Source organism: Roseateles sp. P5_E4, assembly GCF_054049255.1.
In genome coordinates this window covers 266,578-290,700 of the sequence record NZ_JBFUMS010000004.1, presented here as the reverse complement: position 1 = coordinate 290,700, position 24,123 = coordinate 266,578, and the positions used below count along the sequence as shown (strand labels likewise).

Sequence of the window (24,123 nt, the reverse complement as noted above, 5' to 3'; positions counted from 1 at the left end):
GCCTGTCTCCAATGCGCGGGCTGGAGCCTGCGTCTGTGAGCCCCATTCTGGTCAGTACTTTGACGCCCATCTGTCCGTACGACGACAATTTACGGGTCTTCACGGCCCAGACTTTCCCGCCCCCATGGCCAACACGCCGCTGCCGCTCAGACAACGCACACGCCGGCCAGCGCCGGCTGAGCTGGATGCCATCCCCTGGCTGAAGCTGCTCGACGGCCCGTTGCGCGAGCGCGCTCTCACGACGCTGGAGGTCGGCGATGCCGAGCCCGGCGAGCGGCTGTGCCGCATCGGCCGACCAGCCACCTTGTGGTTTGGCGTCGTCGAGGGCCTGCTGAAGATGAACAACGACGACTCGCTGGGCGCAGCCGTCACCTTCACCGGCATCCCGCCGGGCGGCTGGTTTGGCGAGGGCACCCTGCTCAAGCGCGAGGTCTACCGCTACAACATCCAGGCCCTGCGGCCCAGCGTCGTGGCCGGCCTGCCCATCGAGAGCTTCCATGCGCTGCTCGACGGCAGCATCGCCTTCAACCGCTTCGTGCTGGACCAGCTGAACGAACGCCTGGGCCAGTTCATCGCTGCGCGAGAGACCGACCGCATCCACGACCCCGACGTGCGCGTCGCCCGCAACCTCGCCGCCCTCTTCCACCCGACCCTCTACCCAGGCGTGGGCAACTGGCTGCGCATCACGCAGCAGGAGCTGGGCTATCTGGTGGGGTTGTCGCGCCAGCGGGTGAACCAGGCGCTGCACCGCTTGAGCGATGCCAACCTGATCCGCATCGAATATGGCGGCCTGCGGGTGCTGGACCTCGTCGGCCTGAGGCGGTTTGCGGGTTGAGTTTCAGGCTCAGGCCGCGAAGGCGATGGCTTCAGGTTCGACCTTGGGCAGGGCAGCCCAACGGTCGGCACCCAGCTCATAGAGCAGCGCAGCGGCGCTGCCGGGGCCATCGGCCAATGTGCCTTTCATGCGCAGGCCCAGACACTCCAGCGTCTTGCGCGTTGGCGCATTGCTGGGCAAAACGGCAGCGACGACGGTACTTTCGTGGTGCTGTTCGAAAGCCTGGCTCATCGCATGCTGGGCCATTTCCGATGCCAGGCCGCGGCCCCAGGCCTGGGGCGTGATGCGGTAGTAAAGGTAGAGGCCGGCGTGGCCGGCAACGCTGCGGTGCATCAGGCCGCCAAAGCCGATCAGCGTCTCAGGTTGTTCGCGCTCGGCGATGGCCCAGTGGCCGAAACCCCGCGTCTGCCAGTGAGCAAGCCAGGCCTGCAACTGGGTTTCGGTGGCCGCGCGGCCGTGCGGCGTCGCGGCGGCACAGAAACGGTTCACCGCCGGGTCGGCATGCAGCGCCGTCAGGGTATCCAGATCGCTTTCCCGCGGTGGCCTCAACACGAGGCGTCGGGTCACCATGGCCGCTGGCACGGCCGCAACAGAGGCGCAGAACTCACTCGGAACCATGTACGACGCAAACTCGGTGGAAACCCTAGGAGGGTAGCCGCGAGCCGGCCGAGGCGAAAGCCCGGGGGCACGGGACCTGTCGCAAAACCGTCACAAAGCCACGTAAAGAGCGCAGAAGCAGGGCCGACTCGGCGGACCAGCAAGGCCGCCGGCGCCCAGACCGGCCCGGACTCAAGGACCGGGCCTGGCGCTGAACTACAGCGCCGCGACGGTCAACCCGTCAGCAGCGCGTTGACGCGCTTCACATAGGCCGCCGGGTCTTCCAGGTGACCGCCTTCGGCCAGCACGGCCTGGTCGAACAGCACCTGGGCGAGGTCGTCGAAGTGATCGCTGCCATCCAGCTTCTTCACCAGTGCGTGCTCGGCGTTGATCTCCAGCGTTGGCTTGCTCTCAGGCGCGGTCTGGCCGGCCTGCTTCAACAGGCGCGCCAGATGGCCGCTCATGTCGCCCTCTTCCACGACGATGCAGGCGGGCGAGTCGACCAGGCGGGTTGTCACGCGCACGTCCTTGGCACGGTCCTTCAGCGCTTCTTTCAGCTTGTCCAGCAGCGGCTTCAGGCTCTCTGCCGTCTCGTCGGCCTTCTTCTTCTCGTCCTCGTCCAGCAGCTTGCCCAGGTCCACGGCGCCCTTGGCGACGGACTGCAGCGTCTTGCCTTCGAATTCGTAGAGGTGGCTGAGCATCCACTCGTCGACGCGGTCCACCAGCAGGAGCACCTCGATGCCCTTCTTGCGGAAGATTTCCAGCTGCGGGCTGTGCTTGGCAGCAGCGAGCGAATCGGCGGTGATGTAGTAGATGACGTCCTGGCCGTCCTTCAGGCGCGACACATAGTCGGCCAGGCTGACGTTCGCGTCGGCATGCGTCGAGGCAAAGCGGAACAGCTTGGCCAGGCGTTCCTGGTTCTGGTGGTCTTCGCCGATGCCTTCCTTGAGCACCTGGCCGAAGTCCTTCCAGAAGGCGGCGTACTTGTCCTTGTCGGCCTGCTCTTCGCTGTTGGCCAGGCTTTCCAGCATGCCCAGCACGCGCTTGGTGGAGCCTTCGCGAATGGCCTTCACGTCGCGGCTTTCCTGCAGCAGCTCACGGCTCACGTTCAGCGGCAGGTCGGCCGAGTCGATGACGCCCTTGACGAAGCGCAGGTAGACCGGCATCAGCGCCTCGGCGTCGTCCATGATGAAGACGCGCTTCACGTACAGCTTCACACCGCCGCGTTTGTCGCGGTTCCACAGGTCGAAGGGTGCCTTCTGCGGGATGTAAAGCAGCTGGGTGTACTCGCTGCGACCTTCGACGCGGTTGTGCGTGTAGGCCAGCGGCGCGTCGCTGTCGTGGCTGATCTGCTTGTAGAACTCTTCGTATTGTTCTTGCGTGACCTCGCTCTTGCTGCGGCTCCACAGGGCGGAAGCCTTGTTGACCGGCTCCCATTCGTCGAGCACGACCTGCTTGGCGTTGTCCGCGTCCCACTCTTCCTTCTTCATCAGGATGGGGAGCGAAATGTGGTCGCTGTACTTGCTGATGGTCGACTTGACGCGCCAGGTCTTCAGGAACTCTTCCTCGCCGTCGCGCAGATGCAGGATGACGTCGGTGCCGCGGCCAGCCTTGGTGATGGTCTCCAGCTCGTACTCGCCGGTGCCTTCGCTGCTCCAGCGCACGGCCTGGTCCACCGGCAGACCGGCGCGGCGGGTCTCGACGGTGATGCGGTCGGCGACGATGAAGCCGGAATAGAAGCCCACGCCGAACTGGCCAATGAGCTGGGCGTCCTTCTTCTGGTCGCCTTCCAGCTTGGCCATGAACTCGCGCGTGCCGCTCTTGGCGATGGTGCCCAGGTGGGAGGCGGCCTCATCGGCGCTCATGCCGATGCCGTTGTCACTGATGGTCAGCGTCTTGGCTGCCTCGTCGAAGCTGACGCGCACTTCCAGGTTGGGGTTGTCTTCAAACAGCGCCGCGTTGTCCAGCGCCTCGAAGCGCAGCTTGTCGCAGGCGTCGCTGGCGTTGCTCACCAGCTCGCGCAGGAAGATCTCCTTGTTGGAGTACAGCGAGTGCGTGACGAGGTGCAGGATCTGCTTGACTTCGGCCTGGAAGGCGTGGGTTTGCTTGGTCATGGTGAGGTGTCCATCAAAACAAAACGCGGCCTCAGGTCGGGCCGCGCGGCAGGAGTTCAAGTGGGGGCGTCAGTAGGAAACTGCAAGCCGTGGCACGTCGACTTTGATCAGCGCCTTGGACAGCGAACCGGCCGCCGCGCGGGCGTAGTCCAGCGCCCAGGCGGCATCGGCAAACGCAGCCGGCCCTGCGGCCAGCGCGACGCCCACCAGCTTGTCGGCCAGCAGCACCTTGCCCGAGCCTCGCAGGGGCTCGCACTCCAGGCGGACGAAGTTCTCGTCCAGCCAGCGGCGGGCGGCCTCGAAGCCCAGCACCTCGGTGCCGTCGAGCTGGATGTCGACCCGCGCGCCGGTGGCGAAGATGACGGTGATCCGGGCTTGCATGGCCCGGATTGTGTCAGTGGACCGACGATCCGGGTCGAGGACGACTGCTGGAGGACCCGCGCTCAGTCACGCGGCCGGGGCAGGGCTTGGCGCCGCCCCAGGACAGTCAGCGATGCAAGGCCGAGCATCAAGCTCAGCCAGGCTGCGGGCTCCGGCACGGGAGACTGCGGGTCGTTGGCGCCCAGGGTCAGGTCGTCCCACACCACCTTGCCCGGCTGCCCGGTAAACACCACCGACTTCGCCACGCCCGAGAAGGAGTACCCGCCCGGCCCGAAGGGGCACCGGCTGGCGTTGTAGGCCGCGCAACCTGGCGAGCCCGGCAGCAGCACCAGCGGCGGCGCCAACAGTGCACCGTTGCCGCCCAGGCCGCTGTAGGCAGAAATAGTTGCCACCGAGCCAGGCGCCACCGCGTAGCTGAAGCCGATCGCGAAGCTGAAGCCGCTGGGAAAGTCGAAATACGTTGAGGTGCCACTGCCGATGCCCATACCGCCCTGCGACGAGGTCACCGACAGGCCGCCGCGCGAGGCATTCGAGCAGCTTCCGCCCAGCGCATTCAGGCAAACCGCCACCGCGTTGCTCGCGAAGGTCGCGCCCAGATTGGCGCCCGTCGTGCCCTGGCTGCTGGTGCCGCCGCTGTAAAAGCTCAGGATGTCGGCGTAGCTGGTGCTTGGATAAGTGGCGTTCACGCCTTCGAACCCAATGACCACCACCGCCTGCGCGGGGGCGGCGAGCAGGGCAGAGAAAGCGGCCGCAAGCAGTAGATGTCGCATGGTGCTGATCCTCAGGATGCCCAAAGGCTCAGGCTACTCCCGGGCGCGCCGGGCCGCGCCCCCGACCCCTTGATTTACCCCTTGATTCGGGGGCCCGCACTCAAGCGCCAGTGCGATCAGGCCCGTGTCGCGCGAACCGCCTCGGACAGCACGTCCAGCACGGCCAGGGAGTCGTCCCAGCCCAGGCAGGCATCGGTGATGCTCTTGCCGTATTCGAGTGCGGCCGGGTCGTCCTTGCCGGGCGTGAACTTCTGGGCGCCGTCATGCAGGTGGCTTTCCACCATGACGCCGAAGATGCTCTTGCCGCCCTCACGCATCTGGCCGGCAATGTCGCGCGCCACGTCCAGCTGGCGCTGGTGCTGCTTGCTGGAGTTGGCGTGCGAACAGTCCACCATCAGGCGCTGCGGCAGCTTGGACTTGGCCAGGTCAGCGCAGGCCTCGGCGACACTCTTGGCGTCGTAGTTGGGCGCCTTGCCGCCGCGCAGGATGACGTGGCAGTCGGCGTTGCCGCGCGTCTCGACGATGGCGACCTGGCCGTTCTTGTGCACCGACAGGAAATGGTGGCCGCGCGCCGCCGCCTGGATGGCGTCGGTGGCGATCTTGATGTTGCCGTCGGTGCCGTTCTTGAAGCCAATGGGCGCCGACAGGCCCGAAGCCAGCTCGCGGTGCACCTGGCTTTCGGTCGTGCGCGCACCGATGGCGCCCCAGGCGATCAAGTCGCCGATGTACTGCGGCGAGATGACGTCAAGGAACTCGCTGCCGGCCGGCACGCCCAGGCGGTTGATCTCCAGCAGCAGCTGGCGGGCGATGCGCAGGCCTTCGTCGATGCGGTAGCTCTCGTCCAGGTAGGGGTCGTTGATCAGGCCCTTCCAGCCGACGGTGGTGCGTGGCTTCTCGAAGTAGACGCGCATGACGATCTCCAGCGTGCCGGCGTACTTCTCGCGCTGCTCCTTGAGCTTGCGGGCGTACTCGATGGCGGCCGTCGGGTCGTGGATGGAGCAGGGGCCGATGACGACGAGCAGCCGGTCGTCCTCGCCGCTCATGATCCTGCGGATGCGCTGGCGGGTCTGGCCGATCAGGTTCTCCATCGCCGTGCCGCGGATGGGGAAGAAGCGGATCAGATGTTCCGGCGGCGGCAGCGGCGTGACGTCGACGATGCGCTCGTCGTCGGTGGCACTGGTCTTGTCGTCCTGGGAGTACCAGCGCTGGGCTTCGGGTTCGACGGAGGAGACTTTGGCGTTCATCGGATCAGCCTTTCAGAAAACAAAAAACCGCCGGGCTTTGCGGGCCCGGCGGTTTGTAGGGAGTCTGGGTTCAGCGCGCGCGCTCAGGACTCTCCACCGCCGGGGCGGGGAAAAAACCAAAAGCTAAAGTAAGCAGCGCGGGACATGGGAGCGGAATCTAGCACGCTGGCCGGCGCAGTCGTTCGTGAAGCGCCAAGCCAGGCTTTCAAGCCGTGCCACCCACCGTCAATCCCTCGATCCGCAACGTCGGCTGCCCGACCCCCACCGGCACGCTCTGCCCTTCCTTGCCGCAGACGCCCACACCGGTGTCCAGCGCCATGTCATTGCCGATCATGCTGACGCGGGTCAGCGCGTCCGGGCCGTTGCCAATGATGGTGGCACCCTTGACCGGGTACTGGATCTTGCCGTTCTCGACCCAGTAGGCCTCGCTGGCCGAGAACACGAACTTGCCGCTGGTGATGTCGACCTGGCCGCCGCCGAAGTTGGTGGCGTACAGGCCCTTCTTGATCGACGCGACGATCTCCTTGGGATCGTCCTTGCCGCCCAGCATGTAGGTGTTGGTCATGCGCGGCATCGGCACATGGGCATAGCTCTCGCGGCGGCCGTTGCCGGTCGGGGCGACCTTCATCAGCCGCGCATTCATCGCGTCCTGGATATAGCCCTTCAGGATGCCGTCCTCGATCAGCACATTGCGCTGGCTGGCACAGCCCTCGTCGTCGACGTTGAGCGAGCCGCGGCGGTCGGGGATGGTGCCGTCGTCCAGCACCGTCACGCCCTTGGAAGCCACGCGCTGGCCGATGCGGCCGGCAAAGGCGCTCGAGCCCTTGCGGTTGAAGTCGCCCTCCAGGCCGTGGCCAACAGCTTCATGCAGCAGCACACCGGGCCAGCCCGGGCCGACCACGACGACCATCTCGCCGGCCGGCGCCGGGCGGCTTTCCAGATTCGTCAGCGCGGCGTGCACCGCCTGCTCGACATAGCTGGCAATCATCTCGTCAGTGAAATAGGCCAGGCCGAAGCGCCCACCGCCGCCGCCCGAGCCGACCTCGCGGCGGCCATTGCTCTCGGCGATGACGGTGATGGACAGGCGCACCAGCGGCCGCACGTCCGCTGCCAGCGTGCCGTCGGCACGCGCGATCAGCACCACCTCGTGCTCAGCGGCCAGGCCGGCCATGACCTGAGCGACGCGCGGGTCCTTGGCGCGGGCCATCTTCTCGGCTCGCTCCAGCAGTGCGACCTTGGCGGCACTGTCGAGGCTGGCAATGGGGTCGGACACGCCGTACAGCTCGCGGCTGCCGGCCACGCGGCTCTGGCCCGGCACCTTGACCTTCTTGCTCTGCCCAGCCGCGGCGATGGTGCGCACGGTGCGCGCGGCATCCAGCAGCGAATCGAGCGAGATGTCGTCCGAGTAGGCGAATGCCGTCTTCTCGCCGGCCACGGCGCGCACGCCGACGCCCTGGTCGATGCTGAAGGACCCGCTCTTGACGATGCCCTCCTCCAGGCTCCAGCCCTCGGCGCGCGTGGTCTGGAAATAGAGGTCGGCGTCATCGACGCGATGCTCGGTGATCAGGCGCAACGCCTGCGAGAGCGAGGCCTCGGTGAGGCCGAAGGGCTCCAGCAGTTGCGAGCGGGCGGTGGCCAGGCGGGCCAGGGTGGGTTCGACGGCGATCATGGCTTGATTCTAGGAAGTCGGGCGTCAGGCATTGGAAGACATGGACATCCTTCTTTACCGGCAGGGTGTCAGCCGCGCGGAAAAAGGCGTCGTTGTGGACAGGCCTTGCAACCCGACGTCCCCAAGGAGTCCCCGATGAAGACCTTTCACAAAGCCCTGATCGCCCTGCTGACCCTCTCCGGTGCCAGCGCCTTCGCACAGACGCCCGGCACCAACACGCCTCGCATCGACCAGCGCGAGGCGAACCAGCAGGCCCGGATCGCGCAAGGCGCCGCCAGCGGCAGCCTGACGGCCCACGAGACCCAGCGCCTGGAGAAGGAACAGGCTCGCGTCGACCACGCCGAGGCGAAGGCCAAGGCCGACGGCACCGTCACCGCCAAAGAGCGCCGCCGCCTGACCGCCATGCAAGACGGCGCCAGCCGCGACATCCACCGCAAGAAGCACAACGCCCGGGAGCAGTGACGCAACGCAGCCGCGTGTCGAGCCAGATGACCCATGCATTACGCCTGCTAACAAATCCATCCCTGGCGGTGGCCTGCTAGGGATGGCCGGCGAGGCGAGGCCCCGCACAGCATGCGGCGTATCCGTCCTTCACGGATTTGGAGCGCCGCATGAAGCTTTTCCCGCTCGCCACGCTGGCCCTGGCCGCTGCTGCCGGTCCTGCCTTCGCCGCCACCCTGGTCGGCTCGGGCTATGAGCAGCCCGTCTTCCTGACCGCCCCCAGCGGCGATTCGCGGCTCTTCATCGTTGAGAAGACCGGGCGCATCAAGGTGCAGGACAGCGGTGGCACTGTTTCGACCTGGCTCAACCTGTCGGGGCAGATCGACACCGGCGGCGAGCGTGGCCTGCTGGGCCTGGCCTTCGACCCCGGCTTCGCGAACAACGGCCGCTTCTATGTCGACTACATCGACAAGACGACACTGAGCACCGTCGTCGCGAGCTACACCGTCAACGGCGCAGGTGCCGTGGACCTGGCCAGCGCCAAGACGGTCATCACGGTGGCCCAGCCGGCCGGGCGCAGCAACCACAAGGCCGGCTGGATCGGCTTCAATGCCGCGGACCCGGGCAACCTCTACATTGCCACCGGTGACGGCGGCAGTGGCAACGACCCCGACAACAACGCCCAGAACCTGTCCAGCAACCTGGGCAAGCTGCTGCGCATCACGCCAAACCCCGCGGGCGGCTACACGGTGCCAACGGACAATCCCTTTGTCGGCGTGGCCGGCAATGACGAGATCTGGGCCTATGGCCTGCGCAACCCCTATCGCAACAGCTTCGACCGCCAGACGGGCGACCTGTGGATTGGCGACGTGGGCCAGGGCGCGCGGGAAGAAGTGGATTTCGCTTCCGCTGCCTCGGGCCTCGGCCGCGGCGCCAACTACGGCTGGCGTGTGCGCGAGGGCACGATCGCTACGCCCGGGATCAGCGACCCCACGCCGCCCAACCTGACCGAGCCTATCTACGACTACGGCCGCGCCAACGGCGATGCCACCGTCATTGGCGGCTATGTCTACCGCGGCGGCGCGGATGCCAGCCTCGACGGCAAATACGTGTTCGGCGACTACATCTCCGGCCGCATCTGGACCCTGAACGGCGGTACCGCCACGCCACTGGCCTCGCCCTTCGGCGGCTCGACGCTGACCAGCTTCGGCGAAGGAGGCAATGGCGCCCTCTATGCCGTCGGCATTGACGGCAATGTCTATCTGCTCGCTGCCGCGGTGCCCGAGCCCGCGCCCGCGCTGTTGCTGGCCCTGGGCCTGGCGGCCGGCAGCCTCTTCACTCGTCGCCGCCGCGCTTGAGGGCCAGACCGGCGTCGTAGAGGCGGTTGCGCGGCGCGCCGCTGATCTGCGCGGCCAGGGCGACGGCCTGCTTGAGCGGCAATTCGGCGACGAGCAGGGCCAGCACGCGCAGGGCCTCAGTGGGCAGTTCATCGTCCGCCGCGGCCTGCGGCGCCAAGGCGTGCAGCACGAGGACGAACTCGCCACGCTGGCGCTGGGCGTCGGCCGCGAGCCAAGCCGGCAGCGTCGCAGCCTCGGCGGTGTGAATGCTCTCGAACTGCTTGGTCAGCTCGCGGCAGACCGTCACGCGGCGCGTCGGCGCCAGTTCGGCCAGCAGTGCAATCACCTCGACGATACGGTGCGGCGCCTCGAACACGACCTGGCTCTGGCCTTCCACAGCCAGCACCGCCTGCAGCGCCGTGCGGCGTTCGCCGGCCTTGGTCGGCAGGAAGCCGGCAAACGCAAAACCCCGGGCCGCCGTGTCGCCAGCCACGCTGAGGGCCGTCACCGCGCTGCTCGGCCCGGGCAGCGGCAGTACGCGGTAGCCGGCTGCGACCACCTCCTGCACGAGCACGGCGCCGGGGTCCGAGATGGCCGGCGTGCCGGCGTCCGACGCATAGGCCACGCGCTCACCGGCAGCCAATCGCGCCAGCACCGTGGCGCTGGCCTCACGCTCGTTGTGCTGGTGCAGCGCGATCAGCGGCTTGTGCAGGCCCAGATGACGCAGCAGGCCGCCGCCCTGGCGCGTGTCCTCGCAGGCCAGGGCATCGGCCAGGCTTAAGGCATGGATGGCGCGCAAGGAGATATCAGCCAGATTGCCGATCGGCGTCGCGACGAGATAGAGCGTGGCGGCCGGATACTGCTGGCCGCCGGCTGCGGCTTGTGCGGCCTGACGAAGCACAGAGGCATCAATGTTCAAGTGGGGCTCTCGTTCAAAACCTGACCGGGCCGAGATCGGCCTGGCGGGCGAGGACGCGGCGCTCGCGCATCTGCAGCGCGCCGGCCTGCGCCTGGTGGAGCGGAATTATCGAGTCGGCGGCGGCCCCAACCGCCGTGCCGGCGAAGTTGACCTGATCCTGCAGGACCGCGACGGCACACTGGTCTTCGTCGAGGTGCGGGCAAGGGCGAGCGATTCGCATGGCGGCGCGGCCGCCAGCGTGACGGCCAGGAAGCAGCAGCGCCTGATCTACGCGGCCCAGCACTATCTGCTGCGCCACGCCAGCCCACCGCCCTGCCGTTTCGACGTCGTCGCCATCGACGGTGCCGAACTCAACTGGTTACAGGGAGCTTTCGACGCTGCCTGACTATGATCCGCGCCGCATGATTGAACAACGCATCCAGCAGCAATTCTTCGAGAGCGCCGACCTGCTCTACCAAGCCGCCGAGCAACTGGCGCGGCCCCTGGCGATGGCCGCGCAGATGGTGGTGGACGCCGTCACTGGCGGCAGCCGCATCCTGTGTGCCGGCCAGGGCCTGGCCAGCATGGACGCCGACTATCTGGCCGCCCGCCTGGCCGGCCGCTTCGAGCAGGAGAGGCCTGGCCTGGCCGCCTGGAGCTTGTCCGCCCAGGCCCGTGACGCCGCGGGCGTGGACCTGGCGCGCCTCCTGCAGGCCCATGGCCACCCGGGTGACGTCCTCGTCATGATCGAGCCCCTGCGCGAGCAGCGCGACGCCTGGCAGTCAGCCGTGGCCGTGGCCCATGCGCAGGAGATGAGCATCATCGCGTTGACCGCCCAGCCGCCGGGCGCCGCCGACGAATGGCGCGGCCTGCTGCAGGACACCGATATCCAGATCCGCGTCAGCCACGGCCGCGAGCCACGCGTTGTGGAAGCCCAGCGCGTGCTGCTGCATGCGCTGGTCGACGCTGTCGACCTGCAACTGCTCGGCAGCGACGAATAACCTCCTTGACGGAACCCCGATGAAAAAACTCAGCCTCACCCTGACCGCCGCCATCCTCGCCAGCACGCTTGCCACCGGGTGCGCGCCACTGCTGATCGGCGGCGCGATGGTGGGTGGCGTCAGCGTCGCCACCGACCGCCGCACCTCGGCCACCCAGCTCGAGGACGAGACCATCGAGATCAAGGCCGGCGCCCGCATCCGCGAGCAGCTGGGCGACAAGGTGCACATCAACGTCAACAGCTACAACCGCGTCGCGCTGATCACCGGCGAGGCCCGCAACGAAGCCGACCAAGCTCAGGTGGAGCGCATCGTCGCCGGCGTCGAGAACGTCACCAAGGTGCTGAACGAGACTGCGGTCACGATGCACAGCGCACTGAGCGGTCGCTCCAACGACGTCGTCATCCAGGGCAAGGTCAAGGCCTCGTTCATCGACGCGCGCGACCTGCTGAGCAATGCCTTCTACGTTGTCGTCGAGCGCGGCCAGGTCTTCCTGATGGGCCGCGTGACCGAACGCGAGGCCAATCGCGCCACCGAGATCGCGCGCCAGGTCGGCGGCGTCAAGAAAGTGATCCGGGCGTTCGAGATCATCAGCGAAGACGAACTCGCTCGCCTCACACCGAAAAAGCAGTAGCTCTGAGCACAGCCCCAGAGGCACGGAGACGCAGAGGAATTCGCTGCGGCTTTCTCCGTGCCTCTGTGACTCTGTGGCTTTGTTGGGTCAGAGACGCTTGATCAAGCTGGACGTGTCCCAGCGATTCCCGCCCATGGACTGGACGTCCGCATAGAACTGGTCCACCAGCGCCGTCACCGGCAGGCGTGAGCCATTGCGGCGCGCCTCGTCGAGCACGAGGCCCAAATCCTTGCGCATCCAGTCGACCGCGAAGCCGAAGTCGAACTTGCCTTCGACCATGGTCTTGCCGCGGTTGTCCATCTGCCAGCTCTGGGCGGCGCCCTTGCCGATGACCTCGAGCACCTGGGCCATGTCCAGGCCGGCGTTCTGGCCAAAGCGCACGGCCTCGGACAGGCCCTGCACGACACCGGCGATGCAGATCTGGTTGACCATCTTGGCAAGCTGCCCCGAGCCCGGGCCGCCGAGCAGGGTCACGGCCTTGGCGAAGGCCAGGGCGATGGGTTTCATCATGTCAAAAGGGGCCGCATCGCCGCCGCACATGATGGTCAGCGCACCGTTGACTGCACCGGCCTGGCCACCGGAGACCGGCGCATCAACGAAGGCGACGCCTCGCTTGGCTGCCTCGTCGTGCAGCTCGCGAGCCACGGCCGCCGAGGCTGTGGTGTGGTCCACGAAGACGGCTCCCGAGGTCATGCCGGCGAGTGCGCCCTCCTCTCCGAGCGCCACCGAGCGCAGGTCATCGTCGTTGCCAACACAGCAAAACACGAACTCCGCGCCCCGGGCGGCCTCAGCTGGCGTGGCGGCAAAGGCACCTCCATATTCCTTGACCCAGGCCTCGGCCTTGGACCGCGTGCGGTTGTAGACGGTGACCTGGTGGCCAGCGCGCGCCAGATGTCCGGCCATCGGATGGCCCATGACGCCCAGGCCCAGGAAGGCGACGCGGCGGGCGGGAATGGGGTCGTAGCTGCGGGTGGTCATGAGCAATGGGTCAAAGGATGGTCAGGTGTTCGGTACCGCTGGACAGGTCGCCGCTGCGGGCGCGCTCGCTGTTGAGCTTGATCTGCAGGCGCAGGTCGTTGACCGAATCAGCATTGCGCAGCGCGTCTTCGTAGGTGACCTTGCCGGCCTCGTAGAGGTCGAAGAGGGACTGGTCGAAGGTCTGCATACCCTGCTCGCGGGAGCGCTTCATCAGCTCCTTGATCTCGGTGATCTCGCCCTTGAAGATCAGGTCTGAGATCAGCGGCGAATTCAGCAGTATCTCGACCGCGGCGACACGGCCCTTGCCTTCGCGGCGCGGCAGCAGGCGCTGGCTGATCAGCGCGCGCAGGTTCAGCGACAGGTCCATCAGCAGCTGCTGGCGGCGGTCCTCGGGGAAGAAGTTGATGATGCGGTCCAGCGCCTGGTTGGCGCTGTTGGCGTGCAGCGTCGCCATGCACAGGTGGCCGGTCTCGGCAAAGGCCACCGCGTGCTCCATGGTCTCGCGGTCACGCAGCTCGCCCATCAGGATGACGTCGGGCGCCTGGCGCAGCGAGTTCTTCAGCGCGGCCTCCCAGCTGTCGGTGTCCAGGCCCAGCTCGCGCTGCGAAACGATGCAGTTCTTGTGCGGATGCACGAACTCGATCGGGTCCTCGATGGTGACGATGTGGCCATAGGTCGTCTCGTTGCGCTCGTCGATCATCGCGGCCAGCGACGTGCTCTTGCCCGAGCCGGTGGCGCCGACGACGATGACCAGGCCGCGCTTGTGCTGCACCACCTCGCGCAGGATGACCGGCAGGTCCAGCGACTGGATGGTGGGCAGCGTCGACGGAATCGTCCGCAGCACCAGGCCGACCTGGCCCTGCTGCAGGAAGGCGTTCACGCGAAAGCGCCCGACGCCATGCGGCGAGATCGCGAAGTTGCACTCCTTGGTGCGCTCGAACTCGGCCGCCTGCTTGTCGTTCATGATGGCCCGCGCCAGCTGCAGCGTGTGCTGGCCGGTCAAGGGCTGAGGCGAGACCTTGGTCAGCTTGCCGTCCACCTTGATGGCCGGCGGGAACTCTGCCGTCAGGAAGAGGTCGGAGCCCTTGCGCGACAGCATCAGCCGCAGCAGATCGTTGATGAACTTGGAGGCCTGATCGCGTTCCATGAATGGCTTTCTATGTGTGCGGCGTTTTGCCGTCACTCACGTGGCGAGCCACATGAGTGACGTCAAATTCCCCGGGACTAGCCCGGGAAATTTTCCGGAAACTTCGCTTTCGAGCGAGCTTCGGCGGGCGAAATGATGTTGCGGCGGACGAGGTCGGTCAGGTTCTGGTCCAGCGTCTGCATGCCCTGCGAGTTGCCCGTCTGGATGGACGAGTACATCTGCGCCACCTTGTTCTCGCGGATCAGGTTGCGGATGGCCGAGGTGCCCAGCATGATCTCGTGCGACGCGACGCGGCCGGTGCCGTCCTTCAGCTTGCACAGGCTCTGCGAGATGACGGCCACCAGCGATTCGGACACCATCGCCCGCACCATCTCCTTCTCGGCCGCGGGGAAGACGTCGACGATGCGGTCCACCGTCTTGGCGGCCGACGAGGTGTGCAGCGTGCCGAACACCAGGTGGCCCGTTTCCGCGGCGGTCAGCGCCAGCCGGATGGTTTCCAGGTCGCGCATTTCGCCCACCAGCACGCAGTCCGGGTCTTCGCGCAGCGCCGAGCGCAGCGCGTTCGCGAACGAGTGCGTGTGCGGGCCGACCTCGCGCTGGTTGATCAGGCTCTTCTTGGATTCGTGCACGAACTCGATCGGATCCTCGATGGTGAGGATGTGGCCGTACTCGTTCTCGTTGAGGTGGTTGACCATGGCGGCCAGCGTCGTGCTCTTGCCCGAGCCGGTCGGGCCGGTCACCAGCACCATGCCGCGCGGCTTGAGCGCCAGTTCGGCGAAGACCTTGGGCGCGTTGAGCTGCTCCAGGCTGAGGATCTTGCTTGGAATGGTCCGGAATACGGCGCCCGCGCCACGGTTCTGGTTGAAGGCGTTGACGCGAAAGCGCGCCAGGCCCTGGATCTCGAAGGAAAAGTCGACTTCCAGCGTCTCCTCGTACATCTTGCGCTGGGAGTCGTTCATGATGTCGTAGACCATGTCGTGGACCGCGCGGTGGTCCAGGGCCTCGACATTGATGCGGCGCACGTCGCCATGCACCCGGATCATCGGCGGCAGGCCGGCCGAAAGGTGCAGGTCCGACGCCTTGTTCTTGACCGAAAATGCCAGCAGCTGAGTGATGTCCATGATGATCTGTGGAGTGCTCGGACCATTATGGCGATCTCCGACTCCCTCCAAGCCACCAAAAATCGCATCGCTGCGGCATGTGCCTCGGCCGGCCGCCCATCCCAGGCGGTCCGTCTGCTCGTCGTCAGCAAGACCTTCCCGGCCTACGCCGTGCGCGAGGCCTTTGAGGCTGGCGCCCGCGCCTTCGGGGAGAACTATGTGCAGGAAGGCCTGGCCAAGGTCGGCGAGCTGAGCGATCTGCGCGGCCAGATCGAATGGCATCTGATCGGCCCGCTGCAGTCCAACAAGACCAAGCCCGTGGCCGAACAGTTCGATTGGGTGCACAGCGTAGACCGGCTCAAGATCGCCCAGCGGTTGTCCGAGCAACGGCCGGCCGAGCTGGCGCCGCTCAATGTCTGCCTGCAAGTCAACATCAGCGGCGAGGCCAGCAAGAGCGGCCTGCTGCCCGATGACGTGGCGGCGCTGGCTCGCGAGGTCGCAACCTTGCCCCGGCTGCAGCTGCGTGGCCTGATGGCGGTGCCCGAACCCGGCCCCGAAGCGCTGGCGCAGCATCGGGCCATGGCCGCGCTGTTCGAGACGTTGAAGCAGGCCGGCTTGGCCCTGGACACGCTGTCGCTGGGCATGAGCGCAGACCTTGAGGACGCCATCGCGGCCGGCTCGACGATGGTGCGCGTCGGCAGCGCCATTTTCGGAGCGCGGGGGTGAAGGCCGCCTGGCTGCTGACCCTGACCGCGCTCGCGGCCCAGGCCCAGCCCGTCCCTGACACGCTCGCGCAGCGAGCGTTGGCCTGCACCGGCTGCCATGGCAAGGAGGGGCGCGCCGCACCCGACGGCTACTACCCCCGTCTGGCCGGCAAGCCGGCCGGCTATCTCTACAACCAGTTGCTGAACTTCCGCGACGGCCGGCGCGACTACGGTTTGATGAGCGAACTCATCGCGCCACTGTCCGACGCCTATTTGGAGGAGCTGGCCGGTCATTTCGCATCGCTGGACCTGCCCTATGCGCCGCCGCAGAAGTCTGGCCTTCCGGCTACCGAGCTGGCCCGCGCCGAGGCGCTGGTGAGCCGCGGCGACGCCGCCCGCCGCTTGCCGGCCTGCACCGCCTGCCATGGCGAGCGCCTGACGGGGACTCAGCCCGCCATACCCGGTCTGCTCGGTCTGTCACGCGACTATCTGAACGGCCAGCTCGGCGCCTGGCGCAGCGGACAGCGCCGCGCCCAGGCGCCGGATTGCATGGCGCAAATCGCCAAGACCCTGACCGAGCCTGAGATCAACGCGATCACCCAATTCCTCGCCGGCCGGGCCCTGCCGGCCGACCCGCATCCCGCGCCCACCCTGGCTGCCCCGCCGCCGTTGCGCTGCGGCGGCCTGCCGCCATGAAGCGCCTCTTGATCGGCCTCGCGTTGCTGGCCCTGCTGGCCATTGCCACCGCTTTCGGGTTGCTGGCCTGGCAACGCGCCCTGGGCGACGCAACGCCGCCCTCCGCCGCACCCGTCAGCCTGGAACGCGGCGCCTACCTCGCCACCGTGGGCAATTGCGCCGGCTGCCACACGGCCCGCGGTGGTGAACGCCTGGCCGGAGGCCGGGCGATCCCGACGCCTTTTGGCACCGCCTTCTCCTCCAATCTGACGCCCGCCGCCACCGGCCTGGGTGGCTGGACCAGCAACGACTTCTGGCAGGCGCTGCATTTCGGCCGCAGCCGCGACGGTCGGCTGTTGGTGCCGGCTCACCCGATCACCAACACCACCCTCGTCAACCGCGAGGACGCCGACGCCCTGTATGCCTGGCTTCAGGCCCAGCCGCCCGCGACCGCGCCACGCCGCGAGCATGAGCTGCGCTGGCCTTACGGGAGCCAGCTGGCCGTCGCCGTCTGGCGGACCTTGTACTTCCGGCCCGGGGTCTACCAACCCGACCCGGCCCGGGACGCGGCCTGGAACCGCGGCGCCTATCTCAGCCAGGGCCTGGCCCATTGCAGCGCCTGCCACGCCGGCCGCGATGCCCTGGGTGGCGACCGTGGTGCAGCGGATTTCCGCGGTGGCCTGCTGGCCGGCCTGGGCTGGGTGGCCCCTTCGCTGCATGATCCGGCCGAGGCCGGTGTGCAGCGTTGGCCGACTGAGGTGCTGCAACGCTGGCTGCGCGACGGCAAGGCGCAGGGCCACGCGGCGCTCGGACCCATGGCCGAGGTCGTCATCGGCAGCACCGCGGCGCTGGACGATGCCGACCTCGCCGCAATGAGCAGTTATCTGCGTACCTTGCCCGAGCAGGCCGTTGCCCGCTCCGAGCCGGCCGAGCCGGATGCGCGCCGCCGCAAGCGCGGCGCCGGCCTCTACCGCGAGCACTGCGCGGCCTGCCATGGCGAGCAGGGCCAGGGGCGGCGCGACGCGAGCGGTGCCCCCGCCTACCCTGCGCTGGCCGGCAGCCGCCTGGTCACCCAGGCCAGTGCGGCCAACCTGATCCGCCTCATCGAGCGCGGCGGCTTCGCGCCGGCGACGCCCGGCAACCCGCGCCCCTACGGCATGCCGCCCTTCGCGGGCGTGCTGGGCGCCGAAGACCTGGCCGCGCTGACCAGCCATCTGCGGGCATCCTTCGGCCACGCTGCTGGCGAAGTCGATGCCGTCGAGGTGCTGAGGCTGCGCGCCGTGGCGGCCCGTTGAACCCACAAGCCCCTGGGCGCGGGGGGCCGACGTGAACGACTTCACGCAAGCCTGCCGCAGGCAGGTAGCAAATGGTCACAGGTCGCGACACACTGCGCGCGGCTCCCGGGTAGGGCCGTCAAAAACAGGGCCGAGAGCCCTACAGTCGTCGTTGAATTCAAGAGCGGCAGCCCGCCGCCGATACCCGATCACCGGACAAGGACCTGAACAGATGAACTTCCTGACGCAATTGCGCATCGGCCATCGGTTGGCCTTGAGCTTTGGCCTGCTCATTTTGCTGCTGGTGGGGATCGGCATTTACGGCGCGAAGAATGCGAACGGCCTGGCCAAGGATCTGGACCGCACCGCCAACTCCAGCCTCTTCAAGATTGGCGCAGCCAACGGTCTGGAAAGCCAGGTCAACATCATTTCCCGCGCCGTGCGTGACTTGCTGCTGCTGGATACCGCTGGTGCCATCAAGAAGCAGAAGAAGGCCGTCACCGACGCGCTTGAAGAAGGCGAAAAGCAGCTCAAGAGCCTGGAAGACGCTGTCTCGGGTGACGGAGAAAAGGCCGCCATCGCCGAGGTGCGGGGTCACAAGGCCAAGTTCCTGGCTGCACTCGAAAAATTCCAGAAGATCCAGACCGACGGCACGCCCGACGAGGCTCGTGAAAGCCTGATAACCGACCTGCGCCCCGCCCAGGCGGCCCTGCAGGAAGGCCTGAAGAAGCTGGTCGACATCCAGTTTGAAAGCGGCAAGGCACTGGCCACGTCCGGTGTCGAACTGGCCCGCTTCTCCGTCTGGGTGACCATCGTCCTGCTGGTCGTGGCCGTGGTCATCGGCATCGGTGGCGGCCTCGTCATCACCCGTTCCATCGTCGCCCCGGCCCGCAAGGCCCAGCTGGCCGCCGAGGCCATTGCCGCCGGTGATCTGACGCAGGACATCCAGGTCGAAGGCCGCGACGAACTCAGCCAGATGCTGCAGGCCATGAAGGACATGCAGCAGGCTCTCTCGGGCGTTGTGCGCGATGTGTCCACCGCCGCCAGCGAGGTGGCCCAGAACTCCGGCTCCATTGCCGACAGCAATTCCAATCTGGCCGAGCGCACCACGCGTTCCGCCGCCAGCCTGCAGAACACCGCCGCTTCGGTGGAAGAGATCGCCTCCACGCTCAAGGGCGCCAGCGATCTGACCCGTCGCGCGGCTGGCATCGCCGTGACGGCCCGCCAGGCCGCCAGCAATGGTGGCGCCGTCGTCTCCAAGGTCGTCGAGACCATGGAAGAGATCAGCGCCAGCTCCAAGAAGATCGGCGACATCATCGGCGTCATCGACGGCATCGCCTTCCAGACCAACATCCTGGCCCTGAACGCGGCCGTGGAGGCCGCCCGGGCCGGCGAACATGGCCGCGGCTTCGCCGTGGTGGCCGCCGAAGTGCGTGCGCTGGCTCAGCGCTCGGCCGGCGCCGCCAAGGAAATCAAGGTGCTGATCCAGGAATCGACCGTCAAGGTCGAAAACGGCACCACGCTGGTCAACAACGCCGGCGTCACCATCCGCAGCGTCGTCGACGAAGTCAACAACATGGGTCAGTTGATCGAGGAAATCTCGCATTCGGCCCAGGAGCAGGCCACGGGCGTCGGCGTCGTCAACGGCGCGATGAACGAGCTCGACAAGGCCACGCAGCAAAACACCAGCCTGGTCGGCGATCTCAGCCGCTCGGCGGACGCCCTGCGCGACAGCTCGACGCGGCTGATCGAGGCGGTCGGCTTCTTCCGCGCCGCCTGACCCCATCAATTACTTTCCGAGGCTCGCCATGTCATTCCTGCGTTCCGCCACCATCCTGGCCGCCAGCCTGATGCTGGCCCTGGCCGCTCAGGCCGCACCCAAGGTCGTCAAGAAGGTGCCGCCTGAGTTCCCAGCCGAGGCCTCCAAGAAGGGCATCTCCACCGGCTCGGTCAAGGCCAAGATGACTATCGAAGCCGACGGCAAGGTCAGCGACGTCGAAATCGTCGAAGCCGAACCCAAGCGGGTCTTCGACCGCGCCGTGAAGGCGGCGCTGATGGAGTGGAAGTTCGAGCCCGGCGAAAAGGCCACCCACGAAGTCAAGCTCGTCTTCAAGAACGAGGACTGAAACCCGACCGAGCACAGTGCCTGCGCACTGTGCGACGCGGGTTTCAGGACAGCCGGCATGCAGGCCGGCTGGCATGAGCAGCGCCCGAGAGCAGCGCCTCAGCGCTTCATCACCGGCAACTCGCCGGTCCGGTCCGCGGGCTGCCACCAGTGCACCCCACCCGCCACCAGCATCACCGTGACCACGGCGCCCCCGGCCAGCAAGCCCAGGCGCCGTTTCTTATGGGCCTGACGGGCGCGGACGCGCGTGCCGCCCGCCGATGCACGCAGCGCCGGGCTGAGATGGGCCTGCGACAGCCGCTTCAGATTCACCGCCTGCTTGCGACCGTCACGGCTCGTGACAATTTCAAAGCTCAGCGGCTCGTCCATCCGAGGACCCTCGCCGTCTGTCGGGAACGCGGCCAAGCCGACGAAGACTTCCTCTCCCCCGCCAGAGGGCCGGATGGTGCCGTAGCCGGCATCCTGGTTCCACGCGCTCAGTACGCCTTCGAATCTCATATTCACCTCAACGACTACCCCCAGATCTTGGGGGATGCGGCGCAGATCGCCGCAACCGGATGTAAGCCACCGACAATCCGCCCTCCCAAATTCCCACCTCCCCTGCGCATGCCCATCAACTGGTTCCCCGGCCACATGAATTCCACCCGTCAGGCGATCAAGGATCGCGTGAAGGCGGGGCTGGACGTGGTCATTGAACTGCTCGACGCGCGCCTGCCCGGCTCCAGCAGCAACCCGCTGCTGGCTGCACTGACGACGGGCCGGCCGTCGCTGAAGGTACTGAACAAGCAGGACCTGGCCGACCCGGCCCAGACCGCCGCCTGGCTGGACTACTACAACGCCCAGCCGCACACCCGCGCCATCCCGCTGGATGCCGGCGACAAGGCGCCGGCGCGCGCCCTCATCAAGGCCTGCCGCGAGCTCGCACCGCTGCGCGGCGACATGCACAAGCCGCTGCGCGTGCTGATCTGCGGCATTCCCAACGTTGGCAAGAGCACGCTGATCAATACCCTGGTCGGCAAGCGCGCCGCCAAGACGGGCGACGAGCCCGGCATCACCAAGATCGAGCAGAAGTTCGTGCTGGAGAACGGCTTCTACCTGTTCGACACGCCGGGCATGCTGTGGCCACGCATCGCCATCGAGCAGAGCGGCTACAACCTGGCCGCCAGCGGCGCCATCGGCCGCAATGCCTTCGACGAGGAGGAGGTGGCGCTGGAGCTGATTGCGGTGCTCAAGCGCCACTACCCCGAGCGCCTGCAGCAGCGCTACGGCCTCACCGAGCTTGGCGCCGACGACGCCGTGCTGGAGGCCATCGGCACCAAACGCGGCGCCAAGGTGCGCGGCGGCGGCGTGCTGATGCACAAGGCCGCCGAAGCGTTGCTGATGGACTTCCGCGGCGGGGCGCTGGGCTGCATCACGCTGGAAACCCCTGACGAGATGACGGCCTGGCGTCGAGCGGCGGCCGACGAGGAAGAGCGCAAGGCCGCCGAGGCAGAGGCCGCGCGTCTGGCCGACAAGGAACGCCGCAGCGGCAAGAGAAAGTCGTCCAGCGGGGACGCGGAAACAAGCGCGTAAATTCCCGGCCTTGACCGTCTCACCGGCGCGCCTATGCTGGGCCGCCCGGAACGACACGAGACATCATGAGCCGACTCTCCCTGCTCGACCTCGCCTTCTTCATTGCCGAAAGCGAGGCCAGTCCCAAGCATGTGGCGGGCCTGCACATCCACCAGATTCCCAAGGGTGGCGGCGCCAACTTCGCCAAGCAGCTCTATGAGGAGTTCCTGACCCACACCGACGTGCAGGCGCCCTTCGATGCCGTCATCAACTTCGTCTCGCCCACGCTGATGCCGAGCTGGAGCACGGCCGAATCGGTGGACCTGGCGCAACACGTCTTCTTCCACAAGCTCAAGGCCGGCCAGAACGACCGCGAGGCCCTCTATGCCTTTGCCGCGGAGTTGCACGAACCGGTGCTGGACCGCAGCCGGCCGCTGTGGGAGGTGCATGTCATCGCCGGCCTGTGGGACAAGCAATTCGCCATCTACTACAAGATGCACCATGCCGTGGCCGACGGCATCACGATGACGCGCTGGGGCGTCGAGTCCCTGCGCGCGACGCCCGACGACGACACGGTCACGCCGGTCTGGACCTTGTCGCACGCGCGCCGCGCCAGCGGCCTGTCGCGCAAGAAGCGGCTGGATCAGGCCGTCGCCGGCACCGTCTGGAAGCAGCTCACCGCCAACAGCAAACGCGCCGTCGGCATCGGCCGGCTCACGGCCATGCTGGCGCTGGAAGCCATCAAGCTGACCAAGAACGCCATCGCCTTGCCCTTCATGGCCAGCCGCGGTACACCCTTCACCGGCAATGCCACGCCAGGCCGCCAGTTCGCCACCACCGCCGTGCCCATGGCCCGCATCGACGCCATCCGCAAGGTGTCACGCGCCACGCTCAACCACGTCGCCCTGACCTGCCTGGACGGCGCCATGCACCGTTACCTGGCCGACGAGGGCATCGAGCTGGACCGGCCCATCACCATCCAGATGCCGGTGAACCTGCGCCGCGAAGGCGAGAAGAGCGGTGGCAACAAGATCGGCATCATCCTGGTCGACCTGTCGCCGCCCACCGACGACGCCTTTGTGCGGCTGCGCAATGTCGGCTACTCGCTGCGCAATGTGCGTACGATGATCGACGCCGTCGCGCCCGAGGCGGTCGAGACCTACACCATCCTGACCGGCCTGCTCGGCCAGATCGCCGGCATGCTCAAGCTGGCCGATGTCGTCACGCCCATGGGCAACACGCTGGTGTCCAACGTGCCTGGGCCGGCCGAGCGCCTGTACATCAAGGGCGCACCGTTGCTGGAGATGCACCCGATGTCGACGCTGCCGGCCACCCATCTGCTCAACATCACGTTGTTCAGCTATGCCGGCACTCTTTACTTCGGCCTGATTGCAACCGACGCCCTGCCCAACCTGGGCCGGCTGGCGGCCTATGTGGAGGAAGAGATCGCGACGCTGGAAGAAGCCGTCGGCATTTCATGAGTCTTCCGCTCTTCCCCTCGAACTGGATGACCGAGGAGCACCACCTGCTTCAGGACAGCGCCGCGCGCTTCTTCAGCGAGCGCTGGGTACCGCGCGCCGCCGCCTGGCGCGCGGCCGGCCTGATGGAGCGCGACACCTGGCACGAAGCCGGTGCCCAGGGCCTGCTGTGCGCGGCCATGCCGGAAGCCTTCGGCGGCAGCGGCGGCGACTTCGGCCATGAGGCCGTCATCGTCATGGCGGCGGCGCGGGCCAACCTGGGCGGCTTCGGCGGCAGCGTGCACTCGGCCATCGTCGCGCCCTATCTGCTGCGCCACGGCAATGACGAGCAGAAGGCGCGCTGGCTGCCAGCGATGGCCACCGGCAAGCGCGTTGGCGCCATCGCGATGACGGAACCGGGCACGGGCTCTGACCTGCAGGCCATCCGCACCCGCGCACGCCACGTCACTGACGAAAAGGGCGACCACTACGTCATCAACGGGCAGAAGACCTTCATCACCAATGGACAGAACGCCGACCTCATCGTCATCGTCTGCCGCACCGGGGACGCGCCGGGTGCCAAGGGCTTGTCGCTGGTCGTCGCGGAGATCGATGCCGACACGACAGGCCTGACGCGCCGTCGCCTGGACAAGATCGGCCTGCACGCCCAGGACACCAGCGAGCTTTTCTTTGATGAGCTGCGCGTGCCGGCCGCCAACCTGCTTGGGTCAAGCGAGGGCCTGGCCTTTGGCCAGTTGATGGGCGAACTGCCGCAGGAACGCCTCGTCATCGCATGCCAGGCCGTCGCGATGATGGAACGCGCGCTGGACGACACGGTGGCCTACGCCAAGCAGCGCGAGGCCTTCGGCCAGCCGATCTGGAACTTCCAGAACACCCGTTTCGTGCTGGCCCAGGCGCAGAGCGACGTGCTCGCCGCCCGCGCGCTGCTCGATGCCGCCATCTCGGCCCATCTGAAAGGTGAGCTCGACGCCGCCCGCGCGGCGCTGGTGAAGGCCTGGTGCAGCGACCTCGCCTCGCGGCTGACCGACGCCTGCCTGCAGCTCTTCGGCGGTTATGGCTACATGCTGGAGACGCCGATTGCCGAACTGTGGGCCAACGCCCGCGTGACGCGCATCTACGGCGGCACCAATGAAATCATGAAAGAGCTGGCTTCGCGATCCATGTGAGGCCCCT

Annotated in this window: 25 protein-coding genes; 14 read left to right on the top strand and 11 right to left on the bottom strand. The window is 67.3% G+C overall.

The features are described from left to right. Positions 1-124: 124 nt before the first annotated feature. Positions 125-835 carry a Crp/Fnr family transcriptional regulator gene (locus ACXJLH_RS10530; protein ID WP_056192965.1) on the top strand — a complete coding sequence of 237 codons (711 nt, stop codon included), beginning with the start codon at positions 125-127 and terminating at the stop codon, positions 833-835. A gap of 9 nt (positions 836-844) precedes the next feature. On the opposite strand, the gene ACXJLH_RS10525 is transcribed toward ACXJLH_RS10530, so the two are convergent. From ACXJLH_RS10525 to tldD, 6 genes are all read right to left on the bottom strand, one after another. Continuing rightward, positions 845-1,405 (bottom strand): GNAT family N-acetyltransferase, encoded by a 561-nt coding sequence (locus ACXJLH_RS10525; protein ID WP_162247736.1) that lies wholly within the window; start codon positions 1,403-1,405, stop codon positions 845-847. A gap of 260 nt (positions 1,406-1,665) precedes the next feature. Continuing rightward, a complete protein-coding gene (gene htpG / locus ACXJLH_RS10520; protein ID WP_457390301.1) occupies positions 1,666-3,546 on the bottom strand; it encodes a molecular chaperone HtpG in 1,881 nt (626 codons plus the stop codon). 69 nt (positions 3,547-3,615) lie between these two features. Then, entirely contained in the window at positions 3,616-3,927 is a 312-nt protein-coding gene (locus ACXJLH_RS10515; RefSeq protein ID WP_457324825.1) for a hypothetical protein, read from the bottom strand. A 62-nt stretch (positions 3,928-3,989) separates the two neighbouring features. Beyond that, positions 3,990-4,697, bottom strand: coding sequence for a PEP-CTERM sorting domain-containing protein (locus ACXJLH_RS10510; RefSeq protein WP_457390300.1), 708 nt, complete (start codon positions 4,695-4,697; stop codon positions 3,990-3,992). A 116-nt stretch (positions 4,698-4,813) separates the two neighbouring features. After that, positions 4,814-5,941: a 3-deoxy-7-phosphoheptulonate synthase gene (locus ACXJLH_RS10505; protein ID WP_056192978.1), complete on the bottom strand. Its 1,128-nt coding sequence runs from the start codon at positions 5,939-5,941 to the stop codon at positions 4,814-4,816. 205 nt (positions 5,942-6,146) lie between these two features. Further along, positions 6,147-7,610 carry a metalloprotease TldD gene (tldD, locus tag ACXJLH_RS10500; RefSeq protein WP_457351532.1) on the bottom strand — a complete coding sequence of 488 codons (1,464 nt, stop codon included), beginning with the start codon at positions 7,608-7,610 and terminating at the stop codon, positions 6,147-6,149. 135 nt (positions 7,611-7,745) lie between these two features. Here tldD and ACXJLH_RS10495 point away from each other — a divergent pair, with 135 nt between their 5' ends. Then, positions 7,746-8,072, top strand: a complete 327-nt coding sequence (locus ACXJLH_RS10495) for a hypothetical protein (RefSeq protein WP_056192984.1) — start codon at positions 7,746-7,748, stop codon at positions 8,070-8,072. Between the two features lie 149 nt (positions 8,073-8,221). Continuing rightward, positions 8,222-9,409 (top strand): PQQ-dependent sugar dehydrogenase, encoded by a 1,188-nt coding sequence (locus ACXJLH_RS10490; protein ID WP_457443929.1) that lies wholly within the window; start codon positions 8,222-8,224, stop codon positions 9,407-9,409. Here ACXJLH_RS10490 and rsmI read toward each other — a convergent pair. Then, positions 9,387-10,307 (bottom strand): 16S rRNA (cytidine(1402)-2'-O)-methyltransferase, encoded by a 921-nt coding sequence (gene rsmI, locus ACXJLH_RS10485; RefSeq protein WP_457443928.1) that lies wholly within the window; start codon positions 10,305-10,307, stop codon positions 9,387-9,389. The two genes, ACXJLH_RS10490 and rsmI, sit on opposite strands and share 23 nt — an antisense overlap. Between rsmI and ACXJLH_RS10480 the strand changes: the two genes are divergently transcribed. Genes ACXJLH_RS10480 through ACXJLH_RS10470 form a run of 3 tightly spaced genes read left to right on the top strand, consistent with a single transcriptional unit; the run spans position 10,300 to position 11,918 of the window. After that, complete coding sequence (locus ACXJLH_RS10480; protein ID WP_457443926.1) at positions 10,300-10,692, top strand: YraN family protein; 393 nt, start codon at positions 10,300-10,302, stop codon at positions 10,690-10,692. The two genes, rsmI and ACXJLH_RS10480, sit on opposite strands and share 8 nt — an antisense overlap. A 16-nt stretch (positions 10,693-10,708) precedes the next feature. Then, positions 10,709-11,287, top strand: coding sequence for an SIS domain-containing protein (locus ACXJLH_RS10475; protein ID WP_056192992.1), 579 nt, complete (start codon positions 10,709-10,711; stop codon positions 11,285-11,287). Between the two features lie 19 nt (positions 11,288-11,306). Further along, positions 11,307-11,918, top strand: a complete 612-nt coding sequence (locus tag ACXJLH_RS10470; RefSeq protein WP_457323941.1) for a BON domain-containing protein — start codon at positions 11,307-11,309, stop codon at positions 11,916-11,918. Between the two features lie 87 nt (positions 11,919-12,005). Here the strand turns inward: ACXJLH_RS10470 and ACXJLH_RS10465 are convergent, their stop codons facing one another. The 3 genes from ACXJLH_RS10465 to ACXJLH_RS10455 all read right to left on the bottom strand — a co-directional run bounded on the left by ACXJLH_RS10465 (position 12,006) and on the right by ACXJLH_RS10455 (position 15,164). After that, positions 12,006-12,896, bottom strand: coding sequence for an NAD(P)-dependent oxidoreductase (locus ACXJLH_RS10465; RefSeq protein ID WP_457443924.1), 891 nt, complete (start codon positions 12,894-12,896; stop codon positions 12,006-12,008). Positions 12,897-12,906: 10 nt separating this feature from the next. Continuing rightward, positions 12,907-14,043: a PilT/PilU family type 4a pilus ATPase gene (locus tag ACXJLH_RS10460; RefSeq protein ID WP_056193006.1), complete on the bottom strand. Its 1,137-nt coding sequence runs from the start codon at positions 14,041-14,043 to the stop codon at positions 12,907-12,909. A 77-nt stretch (positions 14,044-14,120) separates the two neighbouring features. Beyond that, positions 14,121-15,164: a type IV pilus twitching motility protein PilT gene (locus tag ACXJLH_RS10455; RefSeq protein WP_056193010.1), complete on the bottom strand. Its 1,044-nt coding sequence runs from the start codon at positions 15,162-15,164 to the stop codon at positions 14,121-14,123. Positions 15,165-15,191: 27 nt separating this feature from the next. Between ACXJLH_RS10455 and ACXJLH_RS10450 the strand changes: the two genes are divergently transcribed. The 5 genes from ACXJLH_RS10450 to ACXJLH_RS10430 all read left to right on the top strand — a co-directional run bounded on the left by ACXJLH_RS10450 (position 15,192) and on the right by ACXJLH_RS10430 (position 19,922). Then, the gene (locus tag ACXJLH_RS10450) at positions 15,192-15,869 is read left to right on the top strand and encodes a YggS family pyridoxal phosphate-dependent enzyme (RefSeq protein WP_457443923.1); all 678 of its coding nucleotides are present in this window, start codon (positions 15,192-15,194) and stop codon (positions 15,867-15,869) included. Further along, a complete protein-coding gene (locus ACXJLH_RS10445; RefSeq protein WP_457443920.1) occupies positions 15,866-16,543 on the top strand; it encodes a c-type cytochrome in 678 nt (225 codons plus the stop codon). The genes ACXJLH_RS10450 and ACXJLH_RS10445 overlap by 4 nt, the downstream gene beginning before the upstream one ends. Beyond that, positions 16,540-17,817, top strand: coding sequence for a c-type cytochrome (locus ACXJLH_RS10440; protein WP_457443918.1), 1,278 nt, complete (start codon positions 16,540-16,542; stop codon positions 17,815-17,817). The genes ACXJLH_RS10445 and ACXJLH_RS10440 overlap by 4 nt, the downstream gene beginning before the upstream one ends. A 211-nt stretch (positions 17,818-18,028) precedes the next feature. Further along, positions 18,029-19,576: a methyl-accepting chemotaxis protein gene (locus ACXJLH_RS10435; protein ID WP_056193022.1), complete on the top strand. Its 1,548-nt coding sequence runs from the start codon at positions 18,029-18,031 to the stop codon at positions 19,574-19,576. 28 nt (positions 19,577-19,604) lie between these two features. After that, positions 19,605-19,922, top strand: coding sequence for an energy transducer TonB (locus tag ACXJLH_RS10430; protein ID WP_056193025.1), 318 nt, complete (start codon positions 19,605-19,607; stop codon positions 19,920-19,922). Positions 19,923-20,020: 98 nt separating this feature from the next. On the opposite strand, the gene ACXJLH_RS10425 is transcribed toward ACXJLH_RS10430, so the two are convergent. Next, the gene (locus ACXJLH_RS10425) at positions 20,021-20,419 is read right to left on the bottom strand and encodes a cold-shock protein (protein WP_457443916.1); all 399 of its coding nucleotides are present in this window, start codon (positions 20,417-20,419) and stop codon (positions 20,021-20,023) included. A 108-nt stretch (positions 20,420-20,527) separates the two neighbouring features. Between ACXJLH_RS10425 and ylqF the strand changes: the two genes are divergently transcribed. From ylqF to ACXJLH_RS10410, 3 genes are all read left to right on the top strand, one after another. Beyond that, a complete protein-coding gene (ylqF, locus tag ACXJLH_RS10420; protein WP_457443915.1) occupies positions 20,528-21,493 on the top strand; it encodes a ribosome biogenesis GTPase YlqF in 966 nt (321 codons plus the stop codon). Positions 21,494-21,558: 65 nt separating this feature from the next. Next, positions 21,559-22,953 carry a wax ester/triacylglycerol synthase domain-containing protein gene (locus ACXJLH_RS10415; protein ID WP_457443913.1) on the top strand — a complete coding sequence of 465 codons (1,395 nt, stop codon included), beginning with the start codon at positions 21,559-21,561 and terminating at the stop codon, positions 22,951-22,953. After that, complete coding sequence (locus tag ACXJLH_RS10410; RefSeq protein WP_457443910.1) at positions 22,950-24,116, top strand: acyl-CoA dehydrogenase family protein; 1,167 nt, start codon at positions 22,950-22,952, stop codon at positions 24,114-24,116. The genes ACXJLH_RS10415 and ACXJLH_RS10410 overlap by 4 nt, the downstream gene beginning before the upstream one ends. Positions 24,117-24,123: the final 7 nt, after the last annotated feature.